The organism is Pseudomonas fluorescens, from assembly GCF_902497995.1.
Lineage (GTDB): Bacteria > Pseudomonadota > Gammaproteobacteria > Pseudomonadales > Pseudomonadaceae > Aquipseudomonas > Aquipseudomonas fluorescens_BK.
The window spans coordinates 1-18,898 of the sequence record NZ_CABVII010000006.1; the positions used below are offsets into that span (position 1 = coordinate 1).

Here is an 18,898-nt window from a genome sequence, read left to right on the forward strand (position 1 = left end):
AGCTCTTCCAATTTTGGCCAGAAGCCGATGACGGCTTCCTCGAATAGGCCTAATACATAGATGCAACGGGGCGGCAGTTTTTTTGAAAGCGGGTAGACAGTGGGGGCGAGTCCATACATAGGAGCTGGCTTGTCGGATCGCCGCACCGCAGCGAAGGCGGCCTCGAGTCTTGCAGCGCCAATGAAAACGCCTTCGCCAGCAAGCCGGCTCCTACAGGGGCACCATAGTCCGGAAAACACGTGGGCTTATTTCAAATGGTTTTTTGTCCCTTCAGGAACTAAACCCGTGAAACGCCACTCAGAGTTACTGAATGGCTGGTGAAGCCCTTCGATGCTCCTATGTTGTGTTAAGTGTTGGCAGATATCTGGACCCCGCCCTAACGGTCCGGAGCTTGAACCCCGGAACTTCCCCCTCCCCATAGAAGTCCGGGGTTTTTTTTGCCCGCGATTTTATCTGTCAACCTTTACTCGGTAACCTCGGCGCCCTTGTCCGCCAGTTCCATCCAGTCTGCCAACACAGTGTAGGCGTCTTCCAGGCCCATGCGTTTCGGTGCGGAAAACAGCTGAATCGTCACGGCGTCGCCCCAGCCTTTACGGATCTCGGCCTGAACCTTGAGCAAGGTGTTTTTCGCTGCGCCGTAGGTCAGCTTGTCCGCCTTGGTCAGCAAAATGTGCATCGGCATGCCGGCGGCGACAGCCCAGTCGAGCATCAGCAGGTCGAAATCGGTCATTGGATGACGGATATCCATCATCAGAATCAGCCCCTTCAAACTTTCGCGGCCGCCCAGATAGGCTTCCAGGTGACGCTGCCAGTGCATCTTCAACGGGATCGGTACTTTTGCATAACCGTAACCCGGCAGGTCGACCAGACGGCGTTCATCGTCTAGCTTGAAGAAGTTCAACAGCTGCGTGCGCCCCGGGGTTTTCGAGGTTCGCGCCAGGCTGGCATGGGTCAGGGTGTTCAGCGCACTGGACTTGCCGGCGTTGGAACGCCCGGCGAAAGCCACTTCAAAGCCTTCGTCGTCGGGACATTGATCGACTTTGGCAGCGCTGAGCATGAAGGTGGACTGTTGGCACAGGCCGAGGATGGGGTTCTTGAATTGCATGGGATTTCCGATGTGGGCGGCGCCGGGAATGGACGCGGCAAGCGGTGTCGTTTCCGTTTCAGTGACGCCAGTATATAATGCCGCAGATTTTGTGTGCGCTTTGTCCCAGCGCAGGATGAAGTTCACGAGAGCGATTGACCTTGATTGCGCATTAGAACGCAGAACGCTCTCAACCCTGAAAAGGTCGTTTTATGACGAAATGGCTGCTAGCTGCCGGTGTCTTGATGCCGCTTTACAGCGCTCAGGCTACACAGGATCCGGAAGCTGTGTACAACCGTGTTTGTGGTGCCTGTCATTCCGGCCAACTACCCATGGCGCCCAGAAAGGGCGATCAGGAAGCTTGGACGCCGAGGTTGGCGAAAGGTATGGAGACGCTGGTGCAACACGTGACCCAGGGTTTCAAGGCGATGCCGCCGCGTGGTTTGTGCATGGACTGCAGTGCCGAGGATTACCGAGCCATCATCCAGTGGATGAGCGAGTGATTCCGGTCCATAACTCTTTAACCCTTAGCCGTAGTTGGATTAGCTGATGAACAAATTGATCGTGAGTCTGCTGTTGACCGTGGGGATCTCCGGCGTAGCCCATGCTGCAGGTGATGCAACTGCTGGTCAGGCGAAAGCCGCAGTATGTGGCGCCTGTCATGGCCCGGATGGCAACAGCATGGCGCCTAACTTTCCGAAACTGGCAGGCCAGGGCGAACGTTATCTGAACAAGCAGTTGCACGACATCAAGTCCGGCAAACGCACGGTACTGGAAATGACCGGCCTGCTGACCAACCTGAGCGATCAGGACCTGGCCGATATCTCCGCCTACTTCGCCAGCCAGAAAGGCAGCGTTGGCGCCGCCGACCCGAAAGTCGTGTCTCGCGGTGAAGCCTTGTTCCGTGGCGGGGACCTGGCCAAGGGCCTGCCCTCCTGCACCGGCTGCCACGCTCCAGACGGCAAGGGCAACGCGGCTGCCGGCTTCCCGCATCTGGGCGGTCAACATGCTCAGTATATTGCCAAGCAACTGACCGATTTCCGCAAGGAAGAAGGCGGTCGCGCCAACGATGGCGATACCAAACCGATGCAAAGCATCGCCAAAAAGTTGAGCGACGAAGATATCGCTGCAGTCTCCAGCTATATTCAAGGCCTGCACTAAGACCGCCAGGCGGACGTCGCGAGGGATGCCTATCTCTCGCCATGTTAACGCTCGATTAATCTGTCGATGCAAGCATAAAAAGGGTGGCTTTGGCCGCCCTTTTTTGTGGCCGCTGCCGTTACACTACAGAACTCAAGCCCGCCATGACCTGTCTGAAAACAGGTCGCGCGAGGCGACCCAAATTGTCCAGGAGTAAAGCATGCGTAATCTGATCATCAGCGCCGCACTGGTCGCTGCCAGCCTGTTCGGCATGACCGCCCAGGCTGCCGAAGCACCCGCAGCACCCTATGTAGAACTGAGCAATCCAGTTCCGGTTGCCGTGCCTGGCAAGATCGAAGTGGTGGAGCTGTTCTGGTACGGCTGCCCGCATTGCTACTCGTTCGAGCCTGTGATCAATCCCTGGGTTGAGAAATTGCCTTCAGACGTGAACTTCGTGCGCATTCCAGCCATGTTCGGTGGCCCGTGGAACGCACACGGCCAGATGTTCCTGACCCTTGAAGCCATGGGCGTCGAGAGCAAGGTTCACGCGGCGGTTTTCGAAGCCATCCAGAAGGAACACAAGAAGCTGGTCGACAAGAATGAAATGGCAGACTTCCTGGCCACCCAGGGCGTAGACAAGGACAAGTTCCTGGCCACCTTCGACTCTTTCGCCATCAAGGGCCAGATCGTCAAGGCCACTGACCTGGCCAAGAAGTATGAAATCACCGGCGTTCCGACCATGATCGTCAACGGCAAGTATCGCTTCGACGTAGGCTCTGCCGGCGGCGCCGAGCAAGCCTTGCAACTGGCCGACAAGCTGATAGACAAAGAGCGGGCGGCAACCAAGGCTGCCGCCAACTAAGCGCGGGGCCTGCCATGCGCCGCTGGGGTACTGAACGCGTCGTTGGCCTGCATGATCCGCGGGTCAACGAACATCACCTGGAATCGACGGGGCTGCCCGCAGACAGCCGCCTGCGCTTGCTCAGCTTCAATATCCAGGTCGGTATCAGTACCGAGCGGTATCGGCACTATCTGACCCGAGGCTGGCAACACCTGTTGCCGCACACCGGGCGTGCCGACAATCTGCAAAAGATCGGCAATCTGCTGGGCGACTTCGACTTGGTCGCCCTGCAGGAAGCCGATGGCGGCAGCCTGCGATCAGGCTATGTCAATCAGGTCGAGCACCTGGCCCAACTCGGCGCCTTCCCTTACTGGTATCAACAACTCAATCGCAATCTCGGTCGCCTCGGCCAGCACAGCAATGGTGTGCTCAGCCGCCTGCGCCCCTGGGCGATTGAAGATCACCCACTGCCGGGGCCCAAGGGGCGCGGAGCTATCCTGGTGCGCTTCGGTGAAGGCCCTGAAGCGCTGGTGGTGGTCATGATGCACCTGGCGCTGGGCGCCCGCGCACGCAGCATGCAACTGGCTTACATCCGCGAGTTGATCGGGGGTTATAAACACCAGGTGCTGATGGGCGACATGAATACCCATGCCAGTGACTTGCTGCAAAACTCGCCGTTGCGAGACCTCGGTCTGCTCGCACCGCAACTGGAAGCGACCTTCCCCAGCTGGCGCCCGCAACGCTGCCTGGACCATATTCTGCTGAGCCCGACCCTGACCCTGGAAAAGGTCGAAGTGCTGGCACAACCCATTTCCGATCACCTGCCGGTCGCGGTAGAGATCCGTCTGCCGGGTTCGCTCACCGCCGATGCATTGCCCGTGTTGAGTTCTGCCCATCGCGGACCCCATGAATGAGCGACGAAACACAGCGCTGGAAAGAGAAGTACCTTAAAAACATCGAACAACAGGAAAAGCTCGAGCGCCAATGGGACGCCCGGCTCGACTTGTTGCGCCGTGGACTGGTGCGCAGCACGTTGGCGGCCGAGGGCACCGACCGCGCGGTTGACCAGTGCATGAAGGAAATGCGCGAAGTCATACGCACCAATGACATGGACGCCGGCCTGGCTGCCCTGCTGCCACGGCTGGAAAAAGCCGTGCTCGACTCTGAACAACGTCGCGAAACCCGGGTCAATCAGACCAGTGCCGCACTGACCGCGCTGGTTGCGCAACTGCAAACATTGCCGCTGCCCCGGGAAGTCAGGCGCCCACTCAAGGATTTTGCCAAGCGGTTGGACACACGCGTCAGTCAGGCCCGTGAGATCCCGTTGCTGCTCAGCGAACTGAGCAGCCTGCAAGGCAAGGCCTTGAGTCAGCTTGAAAGCCCGGCAGAGCCCGGTCGCCCCGGCCTGTTGCAGCGGCTGTTCGGTCACCGTGAGGCCGATGACGCAGCGCCCCTCGTCGCTCTCACAGAGCAAGCTCCCACCGTGCAGCATGCCGAAGCCGTCTCGGCGCCGATTGCCGGCGAGGTGCAGCACGACATGCTCTACGCTCTGCCGGACTCCCCGGAGCCGTCCTACAGCTCGGTGGCCAGGCATATCGAAGACACGCTGCTGGGCTTGTTCGACGATCTGACGCTGCCCGAGCGTCACCGCCCGCAAGCCGAATCGATGCGTGAACGTCTGAAAAACGGTTTTAACTGGTACGAACTGCTGCCGATCCTCGACGATCTGGCGACCTTGATGTTGGCGATTTCCGACAGCGGCCAACACGAATTCGAAGCGTACTTGCAGCGCCTCAACGAGCGTCTGGAGTCGTTCCAGAGCAGTCTGCAAGCCGCCAGCGCCGGCCATGCCGACAGCCGTTTTGCCGCGCAGGCAATGCACACGCAAATCCGCGAACAGGTCGACGGTTTGCAGAGCAGCCTGCACGAAGCGGCCGACCTGGGCGATCTCAAGTTCGTTCTGGAAAACCATCTCGAAGGCCTGCTCGATACCATGGAACAGCACCGCAAGCAGCGCGACGAGCGTGAGCAAGAGATGGCGGGCCGCCTGCACAGCCTGGCCGAACGGGTTGCCCATATGGAGCAGGAAGCCCTGGGCGTTCGCGAACACCTCGAAGAGCAGCGCCAGAAAGCCTTGATCGACCCGCTGACCGGCCTGCCCAACCGGGCGGCCTGGAGCGAACGGCTCGACCATGAAATCAGCCAATGGCAGCAACAGGGCAATACCTTGTTGCTGGCAATGCTCGACCTCGATCATTTCAAACGCATCAACGACAACTACGGCCATCTGGCGGGCGACAAGGTGTTGAAAATCATCGCCGGCGTGCTGCGCAAGCGCCTTCGCGGAACAGATTTCATTGCACGGTTCGGTGGTGAAGAGTTTGTACTGCTGATGCCCGCAACCGTTGCGGGGGTCGGTGCGAAACTGCTGGAAAATCTGCGAACCGCCATCGAAGCCTGCCCTTTCCACTTCAAGGGCGAGCCAGTGACTATCACCCTTTCCATCGGCCTGACCGAGTTCAACGCCGGCGAACACAGCGATCTGGTATTGAAGAGAGCCGATCAGGCGCTATACAGGGCGAAACACGCTGGACGGAACCGTGTGCAAATCGGCTAGAAACCAATTGTTCCATTTTGTTTAAATTACCGCGCCGTCCGTCTGTGCATAAAGCAGTACGTTACACTGTTGCATTATTGTCCTACGTGTATTGCCTCCTGCCATGAAACTTTTTGCTCTCCTCGCTTCGCTGGCTCTGTTGGCCGGTTGTGCCAGTGGCCCCCGGTTCGACACCAGTCATGTCTCAGTCAACCACGACAGCCGCATCCAGTTCGTCGTGCTGCATTACACCTCCGCATCGCAGGAGCGCTCGCTGCAGTTGCTGACCCATGGCGAAGTCAGCAGCCATTACCTGGTCGGCGACGACAAAAAAGCCACCATCTATAAGCTGATGGATGAAAACATGCGGGCATGGCATGCCGGCGAGAGCGAGTGGCAAGGCCGAACCTGGTTGAACTCCAGTTCCCTGGGCATCGAAATCGTCAACCCGGGTTTCAAGGACGCCCCGAATGGGGAGCGTCTGTGGTACCCCTACAGCGAAGCCCAGGTCCAGTCGCTGATTGTGTTGCTCAAGGACATCAACAAGCGCTACGCCATCAGCCCGCGCAACATTATCGGTCATAGCGACATCGCACCGTTGCGCAAGCTTGATCCAGGGCCGCTGTTCCCCTGGAAACGCCTGGCGGCCGAAGGCCTGGGAGTCTGGCCGAACGAGCAGGCCGTGGCACGCCAGCAAGTGCAGTTCGCCGTTCAGTTGCCGAGCATCGGTTGGTATCAGGCGCAGCTGGCCCGCCTGGGTTATCCCACACCGCAAACAGGTGAACTGGATGTCGCGACGCGCCATGTGATTGCGGCCTTCCAGATGCATTTCCGACCGACCCGCTTCGACGGCACCCCGGACGCGCAAACCGCGGCACTTTTACAAGTTTTGAATCAGACAAAATAATGACGCCCGCCCGACGGTAAGGGCTTTTTCTCAATCAGCAGCTATAACTCATTGGTAATTCTTCGGATATACCCAATGCCTGCTGCTCGAGAGACATTACGTAGTTGGTTCTATCGCCCTTGGTTTTTGGCGATGCTAGCTGCTGTCTTGAGCGCAACCCTGTTAATGACAGGCAGCCTGATCGTGGCCATGCATCAGGTCGAGCAGAGCGAAAGCGAGGAGATGAACGCCCAGGGCGAGCGCTTCCTGGCCCGTCTGGAGCAGCTCTTCGGCCAATTGCGTGAAAGCCTCGACGACCTCGAAGCGCAGCCGCTGCGGGGCTGCGATGACGAAATGATCGCGACCTTGCAGCAAGTCAGTTTCAATTACCGTTTCGTCTACGAAGCTGCTTATAGGGACGATTCGCGGATTTGCTCCAACCGACCCCGCCAGGAAGGGCTGTCGCTGATACGGCCGCCGGATATCAAGGGCCCCACTTATAGCTATTGGCTGAACACCACCACCGAACCCGATGAAAACCGTGCCGCGCTGATGCTCGGGCGCGGTAATTTCCGCGTCGCGACCTCTCGCGGGCATTTGACCGATATGGTCGACCTGTCGCCCGGGAGCAGCCTGCTGGTGGTACTCGACCACGGCACGCGGGCGATTCCGGTACTGGGTGTGTCGCAGGCCTGGCCTCCGTCCGAACCCTGGCCTCCGAAAAGTCGCGATGCGCTGCAAGTCACGCACAAACGCTTGATTTACCGTATGCCCACCAACAATCCGGAATACCAGCTTGTACTTATAACGCCGCGTACCGGCATGCATGTGCCTGCGGTCTGGTGGTGGCTGCTGCCAGCCAGCCTGGCGCTGGGCATTTGCGTGGGTTTTCTGGTGTTTCTGCTGGTCAAGCAGCGACAGTCGATGGATGCCGAACTGACTGGCGCAATTCGGCGAGGCGAGTTGCAGGTTCTGTATCAACCGATTTTCGACCTCGACAGCCGCAACTGTGTCGGGGCAGAGGCCTTGCTCCGCTGGCGCAGGCCGGATGGCACCCTGACCAGCCCCGACCTGTTCATCCCGATGGCAGAAAACACCGGGCAGATCCGCCAGATGACTGACTTCGTCCTGCAACGCCTGCTTGAGCAGCTTGGTCATCTATTGCGGGCCAATCCGCAGTTATACATCTCGGTCAACCTCGCAGCCTGCGACGTCATGGTGCCGCGTATAGGCGAAGTGATGGCGCGCTTGCTGACGTTGCATCGGGTCGCGGCCAAGCAGATCGCCTTCGAGGTCACCGAGCGCGGATTGATCGATGTGGTGGTGGCTCGGGAAAATCTGCAGGCCTTGCGCGATGTCGGGCATCAGGTGCTGATCGACGACTTTGGCACTGGCTATTGCAGCCTCGCCTACCTGCAAACCCTGCCGGTGGATTGCCTGAAAATCGACAAGGCCTTTATCGATGCGCTGGGCCATGACGCCGCCAGCAGTGGCGTAGCACCGCACATCATTCGCATGGCCCAGGCCCTGCAACTGAAAGTGATTGCCGAGGGCATCGAACATGAAGCGCAAGCGGCGTTTCTGAGCAGCGAAGGCGTGAAATACGGTCAGGGCTGGCTGTTCGCCCATGCGTTGAGTGCAGTGCAGTTCATTGAACTGATTACCCGTGGCCGCCGGCTAGCGGGCAGACGTCTGGATGACGAAGCGTGAAAGCCGCTTACACCGCCAGCGCCATATAGAACTGAGACCCCTGCCCCGGCCGCGAATAGACGCCCATCCGTCCGCCATGCAATTGCACGATTTCCTTGCACAACGCCAGGCCGAGCCCTGCACCGCCCTTTTTACGGCCGACCTGGACAAAGGGTTCGAAGATCCGCCCCTGCTGGCCGTAGGCAATGCCTTCACCGTTGTCTTCAACACTGATAATTACCCGCTCACCATGACGCCGAGCCTGCAAGCGTATCTGCCCGTCGGTGCCGGTATGGCGCAACGCGTTGTCGATCAGGTTATCGAGCACCCGGTCCAGCTGAGGCTGATCGGCCTGTAGCCATGGCAATGGTCCCTGCACTTCCACCAACAGACTGATGCCCTTCTCCACCGCGACGCCGGCATAACGCTCCCGAGCCTGCTCCAGCAAACTGTCGATCGAACATGGCGCCAGGGTGAGTTTCTGCAAGCCGTTCTGATAGCGGGAGAAGTTCAGCAGGTCGTTGATCAACTGCATCAAGCGCTGCATCTCTTCATTCACGGTGTCCAGGAGATCGGCTTCCCGGGAGTCCTGGGCGAAATGCGCGCGCTCGCGGAACAGGCCGAACGCCATATGCATGCCGGTGACCGGTGTGCGCAATTCATGGGAGGCGCGCAACACGAACTCGCTGCGCACCCGTTCAAATGCACGCTGCTCGGTGACGTCATGCAACACCATCACGGCGCCGAGAATATGGCCCTGTGTGTGGCTGACAGGCGTCAGGCTATAGGTCAACAATCGCGACTCACCATCGACCTCGATGCTCAAGTCTTCCGGCGCCCGCTCCAGGGTCCCGCCGCGCAGCACCAGTTGCAGCTGTCCATCAAGCTCGGGGCGCTCCAGCGCGGTGCCCAACCCCTGGCCAAGTCGAACGGTGTCCCAACCCAATTGACGCTGTGCCACGGGATTGAGGTGTTCCAGATGACCTTCGCGGTCGATCATCAACAACCCGTCGTCGATGCTGTCGAGTACCGCCTGCAAACGCTGCTGGCCGGCGAGCAGCTCGTCGATGTTGGTCGCTTGGTGCTCGCGCAGGGCCTCGGCCATGATCCCGAAGCGTTTGGTCAGCTGGTTCATTTCCACTGCCGAAGAAATAGGCAAGGTCACTTCGAAATTGCCCTGCCCGATGTTATCCGCCGCCTGGACCAAAGCCTCTATCGGTTCGCCGAAACGCCGGGCGATGGCGTGTGCGGTCACGAAGCCAATGATCAGCACCGCCAACCCCACCAGCCCGAGCAGGCCAGCCACCAGCAGCGCCTGCTCCCGAGTCTGGCGCTCGATGACATTGATGTAATCCAGCGCATGCTTGTGTTCGGCGATCAAGCCATTGCGCAGCTTATTGAATTTTTCGGTGAATTCACTGGTACCACTCAACACGCGCGATGTGTCAGGTGACTGGTCGTACGCCTGCATGAAGCTCTGGTAGTCAGCCTTGGCCTGGGCAAAACCGTACTGAACGTCCTTGCCGGAATCGGCAAGGGCAATGCCTTCATCGAGCAACCGGAAATAATGCTGCCTGGACTGCTCGAGTGCAGCGGGATCCGGCCGCTCGCTGAGCATGATGATCAACTGGTCGCCAAGGGTCTGGCGCAATTTCAGCCCCAGGTCGAGGGTAACGAAGTTGTTTCGGATCAGCGCTTCCTGAGTTCCCGCCATCTGCATCACGCTGACCAGCCCGAGCAAGAGCCCGAGCAGCGCTACGGTGATCAGTGCGGAAATGCTCAGAAACAGCCGCGTCCGCAACTTCATCGCCAGCTTCATCGGGCGGGGGTCACAGGTTGTACTGCTTGCGTTTGCGGTACAGCGTCGAGGCGTCGATGCCCAACGTCTTGGCGGCTTGGTCCAGCGTGTCGGCGGTGGCGAGAACGGCGCCGATGTGAGCCTTCTCCAACTCATCCAGACTCAACGCGGCGCCGATGCGGGGCGCGTTGTTGACCGGGGTTTCAGCCATGCCCAGGTGGCTGATCTCTACTCGCTCTTGCGAACAGATAATGCTCGCCCTCTCCACGACGTTGCGCAGTTCGCGGATGTTGCCCGGCCAGCGGTAGCTGAGCAGTGCTTCTCGAGCGGCGTCGCTGAAACCCCGTGCCGGACGCGCGTATTCCTTGACGAAACGAGCCAGAAAACGATCAGCCAGGTTCAGGATGTCTTCTCTGCGTTCGCGTAAAGGTGGCAGGTGCAAGGTGATCACGTTCAGACGATAGAGGAGGTCTTCACGGAAACGACCGTCACGCACCATGTCCTCCAGATTGAGGTTGGTGGCCGCGAGAATTCGGACATCGGCTCGGCGGGTGACCGGGTCGCCGACGCGTTCGTATTCCTTGTCCTGGATAAAACGCAGCAACTTTGGCTGCAGTGTCAGGGGAAAGTCGCCGATCTCGTCAAGAAACAGCGTTCCGCCATCGGCCTGATTGACACGTCCCAAGGTACTTTCGCTGGCCCCGGTGAAGGCACCACGGCTGTGACCGAAGAGTTCACTTTCCATGAGTTCGGCGGTCAGGGATGGGCAGTTGATCGTGACGCAGGATTTCTTTGCGCGCTTGCTCCAGCCGTGTATGGCCTGAGACAGCTCACCTTTACCGGTACCGGACTCGCCAAGAATCAAAATATTGGCATCGGTGCTGGCGACCTGGCGGGCGGTTTCGAGCACCACTTTCATCGCCGGGCTGTGGGAGTCCAGGCCATCCTTGGGTTTGCGCACTTCACCTTCCAGGGCTTCCAGACGGGCCGACAGCTGTCGCACTTCCAGTTGCTTGGCGGTGGCCAGGCGCAGTTGGTCGGGGCTGCAAGGTTTGACCAGGTAATCGGCGGCACCGGCCTGGATCGCATCCACAGCAGTGTCGACTGCCGAGTGCGCAGTGACGATGACTACACGCATCCATGGCGCTTGAATGCGCATTTGCGCCAACACATCGAGACCGTTGTCTTCACCCAGGCGCAAATCGAGGAAGCACAAGTCGAAGACCTGACGCTGCAACAACGCTTCGGCCTGTGCAGCACTGTTGGCAGTAGCAACGCTGTAGCCTTCATCTTCAAGGCAATAGCGAAAAGTACGCAGGATGGCGGATTCATCGTCCACCAGCAGAATGCGGCCTTGATGCTCAGTGGCTGATTCCATTTTCCTACGCTCCTTAATGAATCATCTTAGTTAGTCCCGGAAAAATCGGGCAAGTTGCATGGTTGATTCTGGTCGATTTTGGCCACAACAGAGTAGCTCTCTCCTGCCCCTACGGCTAATTACCTGATTTAGCTGTGTTTTTATCAGATAGCCGGTCTACACACGGATTACCGATCTCCTGTGTGACATCCGCGCCCTCCTCGCAATTCAAAAAACTTGAAAGCACTGGGCCCTACCGATCGTGCATTACGCACGACCGCTAGCGGACCATCGTGCAGGATGCGTCCGATCCGGCTTTCACACCATCACTAACTAGTTGATTTTATTCACTTTTTTTCTATCAAAAAGCTGGCATGCAGGCTGCAATGCCTTGGTTGACCAGGGCATTCGAATTTGCCCCTACAAGATCACCACAGTGTGGGAGGAGCTTCAGGATGAGTCGCCAACGTGCCGCCCAAATGCGTATCTCGCCACTGCATGTCCAGCAAGGTCTATTTGCTGTTCTGGCGCTGTTGGTCACTTTGATCGGCGGTCAGCAGTTTCAGCGTTGGGAGCAGAACTCGCAGCAGGAAGCGTCGCGCGTGTCGATTCAGCATTCGGTCCAGACCCATTTCAGCGCCGCCAGCAGCAACCAGGCTGACCTCGCGCCGATGCGAATGATGGACGTCGACCAGGCACAGCCTGTGGATGAGATGCCCCGTCAGGAACGTTGGGTGTTCTGACTACATGAACTTGGCGCGCTCTGCGCTGGGAAAAGCACCACAAGCATCACCTCTAAAATAGAAGCGTAAGGAGAATCACCATGTTGAGCTGGGCAATTACATTCTTGATCATTGCCATCATCGCTGCAGTACTGGGCTTCGGTGGTATCGCGGGCACCGCCACGGGTATCGCCAAGATTCTCTTTGTCGTGTTCCTGGTGATGTTCATTGCTTCGTTCTTTTTTGGCCGTCGCGGTCGAGGCTGAAGATGAGCGTTTCCTTCAAGACACTGGCAGCCGCCCTGCTCCTGGGCGGTAGTGCCATGGCCATGGTCGCCAATGATGGGCAGATGCCTGAATAATCGATTGATTGTCGCCGTCAGCTTCGACAAAAAGCATGCCTACGCTATGCTGGTTGAAGTGCCTGCGGGATTGCCGGCTGACAAGTCGCCGACGCGCCATGCCAACTATCGCTTTCTGGGAAAACCAGACCAGGGTATGCAGGACATGTTGATGGACCAGTTGAAGAAAGATCCAGACTGGTACTGATTTTGAAATACGAAAGAAGCCACACTGCTTCTTTCCAAATGCGCTACCTGAGAAAGGTAGACGCATGACCAAGGGGTCGGGATGTTCTGCCTGTATCAGGGGCGGAGTGACCTACGGGTACATGGGGTGCCTGCGCAAGGGCCGGGTCAGGCATAAAGCTGCGACGCAGGTTCGCCGATCACTGATGTTCGACGAACTTGCGAAGAGCTTATGCGCGCAAAGCGTTGTCTTGGAGCGATCCTCCCCATTTCGTCGCGTCACCTGCAAATTATCGACGTGCGCCCGGGAAATTCTTTTTCCCGCGGTTCATATACGACCGTACATCGAGAAATATTACCCCCCTTTTGCGATAAATTTACGCCACGGATTGCCGGTTTTTCCTGAAAAACCCCCCTCGCCTGACTGATCAAAAAACATTCGATCTTCCCTGAGATGGCCGGTTCACGGCACTTATGCCTGCCGAAATGTCGTATTCGAACCGGTTGGGACGAGAGTTTCACTCGAAAAAGCTCATGCCGATTCGGCATAGGGTAGGCGTTTACGGCATTAGACGTCGCTCCCTTGCATCGGAATAGTTGCGCCTTTTTTCGCCTACCAGAGAGCCACTATCCAGCGCTCCGGGGTGCCTTATACGGGGGCAGATGCACAAGACTTTTTCGCCACAAGCGTTCCAGTTCCTGCATCGGCCTGAGTCAAACGCAAGTAAGGGTAAAGATATGAAGAAGGCAAAGCTTAGCCTCGCCTGGCAGATCCTCATCGGTCTGGTATTGGGGATTGCAATCGGTGCGCTGCTCAACCATTTCAGTGCCGAAAAGGCCTGGTGGATCAGTAACGTTCTGCAACCGGCAGGCGATATCTTTATCCGTCTGATCAAGATGATCGTGATCCCGATCGTGATCTCCTCGTTGATCGTCGGTATCGCGGGTGTCGGCGATGCGAAGAAGCTCGGCAGCATCGGCCTGAAGACCATCATCTACTTCGAAATCGTCACCACGATTGCCATCGTCGTCGGCCTGGTCCTGGCCAACCTGTTCCACCCGGGTACCGGCATCGACATGAGCACGCTGGGTACCGTCGATATTTCCAAGTACCAGGCCACGGCCGCCGAGGTGCAGCATGAACACGCGTTCATCGAAACCATCCTCAACCTGATCCCGTCGAACATCTTCGCGGCTGTCGCCCGTGGCGAGATGCTGCCGATCATCTTCTTCTCGGTGTTGTTCGGCCTTGGCTTGTCGAGCCTGAAACCCGACTTGCGCGACCCGCTGGTGAAGATGTTCCAGGGCGTGTCGGAAAGCATGTTCAAAGTCACGCACATGATCATGAACTACGCCCCGATCGGCGTTTTCGCCCTGATCGCGGTAACCGTGGCCAACTTCGGCTTCGCCTCCCTGCTGCCGCTGGCCAAACTGGTGCTCCTGGTTTACTTCGCCATCGCCTTCTTCGCCTTCATGGTGCTAGGCCTGATCGCTCGCCTGTTCGGTTTCTCGGTGATCAAGCTGATGCGCATCTTCAAGGATGAGCTGGTACTGGCCTACTCCACCGCCAGTTCGGAAACCGTGCTGCCGCGGGTGATCGAGAAGATGGAAGCCTACGGCGCACCGAAAGCCATCTGCAGCTTCGTGGTGCCGACCGGTTACTCGTTCAACCTCGACGGTTCGACGCTGTACCAGAGCATTGCGGCAATCTTCATTGCCCAGCTGTACGGCATCGACCTGTCCATCAGCCAGCAATTGCTGCTGGTGCTGACGTTGATGGTGACCTCCAAAGGCATCGCCGGTGTGCCGGGTGTGTCCTTCGTGGTACTGCTGGCCACTCTGGGTAGCGTCGGCATTCCATTGGAAGGCCTGGCCTTCATCGCCGGTGTCGACCGCATCATGGACATGGCCCGCACCGCACTGAACGTGATCGGCAACGCGTTGGCCGTATTGGTCATCTCCCGTTGGGAAGGCATGTACGACGACGCCAAGGGCCAGCGCTACTGGAACTCCCTGCCGCACTGGCGCAGCAAGGAAAAGCTGCCGGCTGGCGAGATTTCCAACAACTGATCAATCTGCTCCCGTAGGAGCGAGGCTTGCCCGCGAAGAACGATAACGCGGTGGACCTGATACACCGCGGCGTCCCATTCGCGGGCAAGTCGGATCGCCGCACCGCTCGCTCCTACAGTACGGAGTTGACCGCGCAGACATAACGCTTACCAAACCCCGGAGAAATCCGGGGTTTGTCGTTTCTGGCTACCCCGCTATCATTTGCCGCATTCTTTGGGGGATTTAACTGATGCTCAATGGCCTGTGGCTCGGCTTCTTCATCGTGGCAGCCGTATCGGCGCTGGCGCAGTGGCTGATCGGTGGCAACGCCGGGATCTTCGCGGCGATGGTGGAAAGCATTTTCGCCATGGCCAAACTGTCGGTCGAGGTCATGGTCTTGTTGTTCGGCACCCTCACCCTCTGGCTGGGCTTTCTGCGGATTGCCGAGAAAGCCGGGATCGTCGAGTGGCTGGCCAAGGCGCTGGGGCCATTGTTCCTGCGCCTGATGCCGGAAGTGCCGGCCGGTCACCCCGCCATCGGCCTGATCACGCTGAACTTTGCCGCCAACGGCCTGGGCCTGGACAACGCCGCCACGCCGATCGGCCTCAAGGCCATGAAGGCGCTGCAAGAGCTCAACCCCAGCGCCACCATCGCCAGCAACGCACAGATCCTGTTCCTGGTGCTCAACGCCTCCTCCCTGACCCTGTTGCCGGTGACGATCTTCATGTACCGCGCCCAGCAGGGTGCGCCTGATCCGACACTGGTGTTCCTGCCGATCCTGCTGGCGACCAGTTGCTCGACGCTGGTAGGCCTGTTGTCAGTGGCGGTCATGCAACGTCTGCGCCTGTGGGACCCGGTGGTGCTCGCGTACATGATTCCCGGCGCCCTGATACTGGGTGGCTTCATGGCGCTGCTGGCGACGCTCTCGGCGACCGCTCTGGCCGGCCTGTCATCGATCCTCGGCAACCTGACGCTGTTCGGGCTGATCATGCTGTTTCTGGTGATCGGCGCGTTGCGCAAGGTGAAGGTCTACGAGGCGTTCATCGAAGGCGCCAAAGAAGGCTTCGATGTGGCGAAGAATCTGCTGCCGTATCTGGTGGCGATGCTCTGTGCTGTCGGCGTGCTTCGGGCGTCCGGGGCGCTGGATTTTGGTCTGGACGGGATTCGGCATCTGGTGGAGTGGGCCGGTTGGGACACGCGCTTCGTCGATGCCTTGCCGACGGCGATGGTCAAACCATTTTCCGGCAGCGCGGCCCGGGCGATGCTGATCGAGACCATGAAGACCTCCGGGGTAGACAGCTTCCCGGCGCTGGTGGCGGCGACGATTCAAGGCAGTACTGAAACGACTTTTTATGTGTTGGCGGTGTACTTCGGTGCAGTGGGCATCCAGCGGGCGCGGCATGCGGTGGGGTGTGCGTTGCTGGCGGAACTGGCCGGCGTTCTGGGTGCCATCGGGGTTTGCTACTGGTTCTTCGGCTAACCACGACCCCCTTGTGGGAGCGGGCTTGCTCGCGAAGGCGTAGTGTCAGTCGACATCAATACTGAATGACACACCGCTTTCGCGAGCAAGCCCGCTCCCACAAGGGGTATGTGCAAATCTTCACGGCTTCGGCGGTTACCGCCTTACTTTTGTTTGACCGATGTGCTGTCCGTGATCTCGAAACGCAGCACGCCGATCAGTTGGCCGTCTTCGGTCAACACCCGGACTTGCCACTTGCCCGCGGGGTTGCCGGGGAAGTTCTGCTTGTGGGTCCAGGCCCGATAGCCTTCCTTGCGCCCGCCGTGGATGTCCAGGGCGATGCGGTCGACCTCTTTGCCGTTGAACTGCCAGACGTGATAAATCCGCTCGTCCAGACCACGCGGGGCATTGATCGCGGTGTAGGCGTACAGACCGCCGCCGCGAATCTGCTCGGCACTGACTTCATCGAGACTGGCGCCAGGGGTGCGGTCCTGCATTTGCGTGCTGATGGCCACATCGGTCATCCACAGCGTTGCCGGCGGCACCCACGACCGTAGCACCCAACCGACGCCGCCGATGCCCACGGTGATACTCAGGATTGCCAACGCGTTGCGCACGGTTTTGATCGGGAAGATCGACGCCAGGCTCGGGAAAGACAGTACGACTGCGGTACCCAGGGCCAGTTTGAAACTTTGGGAGGTGGTCAGGTGCAGGATGACGGGCAGGGCGGTCAGCAGTGCCGCGAACAACGTTAGTGTATGCAGCGCCAGGAACGCCCAGCGGCGCGGTGCCAGCCATTTGTAGTAGAGCGGGTCGATGATGGAAATCAGTGCGGCCAGGCACAGCATCCCGGTGAAGAACAACTGGCCGCTGTTCCAGGTGGTGGTGATAAAAAAGAATGGCAGGACGAAGAACAGGCTTTCCTGGTGAATCATCTGCGTGGCGTAACGCAGCAACGGCTGGGGGATTTCGCGGTTGAAGATCCTGCTGAACAGCTTGGTCAGGCTGTTTTCCAGCATCAGCCAGATCCAGCTGATCAGCATGATGATGGTGATCCACGTCGCCAGGCCTTGCTGACGATCCACCAGCATGAAGCTGCCGACCCCGGAAATGAAACCGCCGAGCGCAATGACCCCTGGGTAGCGCTTCATCAATTCCAGGATGCGCTGTACGAAAAGGGTCAGGGTAGGCATTCGGCGGTTCGCAATAGTCGTGGGAAAATCCTCGATAGGGTACCCGCTCGCCACAGGGAAATGGTTACTTTCTGCGATGAAGGCGCAACCCCACTATCCCAAGAACCAGTAACCCGAACACCCCGGCCATCGCCCACATCAACTGGTCATCGCTCATCAACGGTTTTTCGATCCGCAGATAGCCCGGTTGCAGCAACAATTCACGCATGGCCTTGTTTACCTCTGCCAGCGTCACCCCTCGCAGTTCCTTGGCCGGGTCGGCGAAACGGCCGTCCTCGTAGCTCCCGAGGGCACTCCAATAATAATCGGCCAGTGCGCTGTTGCCTTGCACGGCCCAGGCCTGTCGGGCGATGGCGGCCTGCTTGAGACGGTTGAAGGTGTCGGCATCCAGACCGTCATTGAGCAACCCGGCCTTCAACTCATCCAGCACCTGTTGGGCCTCGGGCACGTCATCGCGGTCGAGGTCCGCGTTCAGGCTCATGAAGCCAACTCCGCCAAACACCTCACGCTCGGCCGAGGGGCCGTAGGACAAACCATGGGTCAGGCGCAATTGGCGATAGAGCGCCCAGTCCAGATAGTCCTTGAGCAAGTCGAAGGTCTGATCGTGCTGATCCTCCTGCACCGGTTCCGGTACCAGCCAGTGCAACTTCGCAGCACCGCCGACGAAACCATGATTCAGCGTGCGCTCATGGGCGGCGCTGGCCTTGATTTCCGGCAGGGGCGGGTGATCGGTAGGGTCGACCGCCTCAAGCGCACCATAGGACCGCTCCAGATAAGCCGGCAGCAAGCGATCGAGGTCGCCGACCACGATCAGGGTCATGTTGTTGGGCGCATACCAGGCCTTGCGCACCGACTCCAGTTGTTCGCGGGTCAGGTAATCGACCTCGGGCCGCTCGGCGCATTTGAGGCCCAGTTCCACGGCCAGCTGATTACTCGCCGTATGGCCCAGGTCCTGGCGATCCAGCCAGCGTTGCAGGTGAGTGTAATGGCCACCGTCTTCGCGCTCGACCACTTGTTTGGCGGCATTGATCGCGTTGTCGTCGATTCGGGTCTGGGTCAGCAGCGCCAACAGCAGGTCGAGGACCTTACGCTGGTTTTTCGCCGGGGCCTCGATGACGAAGGTCGTGTCGGCATTGCTGGTGAAAGCGTTCCACTCGCCGCCCAGGGCCTGCATGCGTTCCTCCAGACCGCCTTCGCCCGTGGCATCGATGCCGCTGAACAGCAAGTGCTCGAGCAGATGCGGCAGCTCCTTGTCGGCACAGCTGAAATCATCGATACCGACGCCGACCACCAGACGAATCGCCACATGCCCGCGCTCGGTGCCGGGCTTGAGCAGCAATTGCAAGCCGTTGGGCAGGGTATAGCCTTCAACCTGGAAGCGATCCAGGGCAAATGAAGGGAATGAGCCCAGCAACAGGCAGGCGAACAACAGGCAACGCATAGCTAGCTTCCATACGGCTGGTTGGAAATCCGTGTCGCCCTTCAGGCCGCCTTCGCGAGCAAGCCCGCTCCCACAGGGTTCGGTGGTGCTCACTCATTTTGTGCAATACAGTCGACT

16 protein-coding genes and 1 pseudogene are annotated in these 18,898 nt (G+C 59.0%); 12 read left to right on the forward strand and 5 right to left on the reverse strand.

The features are described from left to right. Positions 1 to 463: 463 nt before the first annotated feature. Entirely contained in the window at positions 464 to 1,105 is a 642-nt protein-coding gene (yihA, locus tag F8N80_RS08665) for a ribosome biogenesis GTP-binding protein YihA/YsxC (protein ID WP_150783694.1), read from the reverse strand. Positions 1,106 to 1,296: 191 nt separating this feature from the next. Here yihA and F8N80_RS08670 point away from each other — a divergent pair, with 191 nt between their 5' ends. From F8N80_RS08670 to F8N80_RS08700, 7 genes are all read left to right on the forward strand, one after another. Then, the gene (locus F8N80_RS08670; RefSeq protein ID WP_003196231.1) at positions 1,297 to 1,587 is read left to right on the forward strand and encodes a c-type cytochrome; all 291 of its coding nucleotides are present in this window, start codon (positions 1,297 to 1,299) and stop codon (positions 1,585 to 1,587) included. Between the two features lie 46 nt (positions 1,588 to 1,633). Further along, positions 1,634 to 2,245: a c-type cytochrome gene (locus tag F8N80_RS08675; protein WP_150746576.1), complete on the forward strand. Its 612-nt coding sequence runs from the start codon at positions 1,634 to 1,636 to the stop codon at positions 2,243 to 2,245. 199 nt (positions 2,246 to 2,444) lie between these two features. After that, positions 2,445 to 3,086 (forward strand): thiol:disulfide interchange protein DsbA/DsbL, encoded by a 642-nt coding sequence (locus F8N80_RS08680; RefSeq protein ID WP_150746577.1) that lies wholly within the window; start codon positions 2,445 to 2,447, stop codon positions 3,084 to 3,086. A gap of 14 nt (positions 3,087 to 3,100) precedes the next feature. Then, positions 3,101 to 3,979 carry an endonuclease/exonuclease/phosphatase family protein gene (locus F8N80_RS08685; RefSeq protein ID WP_150746578.1) on the forward strand — a complete coding sequence of 293 codons (879 nt, stop codon included), beginning with the start codon at positions 3,101 to 3,103 and terminating at the stop codon, positions 3,977 to 3,979. Next, positions 3,976 to 5,682, forward strand: coding sequence for a GGDEF domain-containing protein (locus F8N80_RS08690; RefSeq protein WP_150783695.1), 1,707 nt, complete (start codon positions 3,976 to 3,978; stop codon positions 5,680 to 5,682). Before F8N80_RS08685 ends, F8N80_RS08690 begins: the two co-directional genes overlap by 4 nt. Positions 5,683 to 5,785: 103 nt before the next feature. Beyond that, on the forward strand, positions 5,786 to 6,568 hold the full coding sequence (locus tag F8N80_RS08695; RefSeq protein WP_150783696.1) for an N-acetylmuramoyl-L-alanine amidase: 783 nt from the start codon (positions 5,786 to 5,788) through the stop codon (positions 6,566 to 6,568). Between the two features lie 75 nt (positions 6,569 to 6,643). Beyond that, complete coding sequence (locus F8N80_RS08700; protein WP_150746581.1) at positions 6,644 to 8,257, forward strand: EAL domain-containing protein; 1,614 nt, start codon at positions 6,644 to 6,646, stop codon at positions 8,255 to 8,257. Positions 8,258 to 8,264: 7 nt separating this feature from the next. Here F8N80_RS08700 and F8N80_RS08705 read toward each other — a convergent pair whose 3' ends face one another. Together F8N80_RS08705 and algB are read right to left on the reverse strand one after the other, a co-directional pair. Continuing rightward, the gene (locus F8N80_RS08705; RefSeq protein ID WP_150746582.1) at positions 8,265 to 10,055 is read right to left on the reverse strand and encodes a KinB sensor domain-containing domain; all 1,791 of its coding nucleotides are present in this window, start codon (positions 10,053 to 10,055) and stop codon (positions 8,265 to 8,267) included. Between the two features lie 10 nt (positions 10,056 to 10,065). Continuing rightward, the gene (gene algB / locus F8N80_RS08710) at positions 10,066 to 11,412 is read right to left on the reverse strand and encodes a sigma-54-dependent response regulator transcription factor AlgB (protein WP_150746583.1); all 1,347 of its coding nucleotides are present in this window, start codon (positions 11,410 to 11,412) and stop codon (positions 10,066 to 10,068) included. Between the two features lie 434 nt (positions 11,413 to 11,846). Here algB and F8N80_RS08715 point away from each other — a divergent pair, with 434 nt between their 5' ends. The 5 genes and pseudogenes from F8N80_RS08715 (at position 11,847) to F8N80_RS08740 (ending at position 16,168) form a co-directional block, all read left to right on the forward strand. Further along, positions 11,847 to 12,134 carry a hypothetical protein gene (locus tag F8N80_RS08715; RefSeq protein WP_150783697.1) on the forward strand — a complete coding sequence of 96 codons (288 nt, stop codon included), beginning with the start codon at positions 11,847 to 11,849 and terminating at the stop codon, positions 12,132 to 12,134. A gap of 80 nt (positions 12,135 to 12,214) precedes the next feature. After that, positions 12,215 to 12,379: a DUF1328 domain-containing protein gene (locus F8N80_RS08720; RefSeq protein ID WP_003177151.1), complete on the forward strand. Its 165-nt coding sequence runs from the start codon at positions 12,215 to 12,217 to the stop codon at positions 12,377 to 12,379. Positions 12,380 to 12,381: 2 nt separating this feature from the next. Further along, positions 12,382 to 12,661 (forward strand): annotated as a pseudogene (locus F8N80_RS08725) (Ivy family c-type lysozyme inhibitor). A gap of 716 nt (positions 12,662 to 13,377) precedes the next feature. Beyond that, entirely contained in the window at positions 13,378 to 14,709 is a 1,332-nt protein-coding gene (gltP, locus tag F8N80_RS08735; RefSeq protein ID WP_150746586.1) for a glutamate/aspartate:proton symporter GltP, read from the forward strand. 229 nt (positions 14,710 to 14,938) lie between these two features. Next, positions 14,939 to 16,168: a nucleoside recognition domain-containing protein gene (locus F8N80_RS08740; RefSeq protein WP_150746279.1), complete on the forward strand. Its 1,230-nt coding sequence runs from the start codon at positions 14,939 to 14,941 to the stop codon at positions 16,166 to 16,168. A gap of 143 nt (positions 16,169 to 16,311) precedes the next feature. On the opposite strand, the gene F8N80_RS08750 is transcribed toward F8N80_RS08740, so the two are convergent. Together F8N80_RS08750 and F8N80_RS08755 are read right to left on the reverse strand one after the other, a co-directional pair. Then, complete coding sequence (locus F8N80_RS08750; RefSeq protein ID WP_150783699.1) at positions 16,312 to 17,340, reverse strand: DUF5924 family protein; 1,029 nt, start codon at positions 17,338 to 17,340, stop codon at positions 16,312 to 16,314. Positions 17,341 to 17,404: 64 nt separating this feature from the next. Further along, a complete protein-coding gene (locus F8N80_RS08755) occupies positions 17,405 to 18,781 on the reverse strand; it encodes a M16 family metallopeptidase (RefSeq protein ID WP_150783700.1) in 1,377 nt (458 codons plus the stop codon). Positions 18,782 to 18,898: the final 117 nt, after the last annotated feature.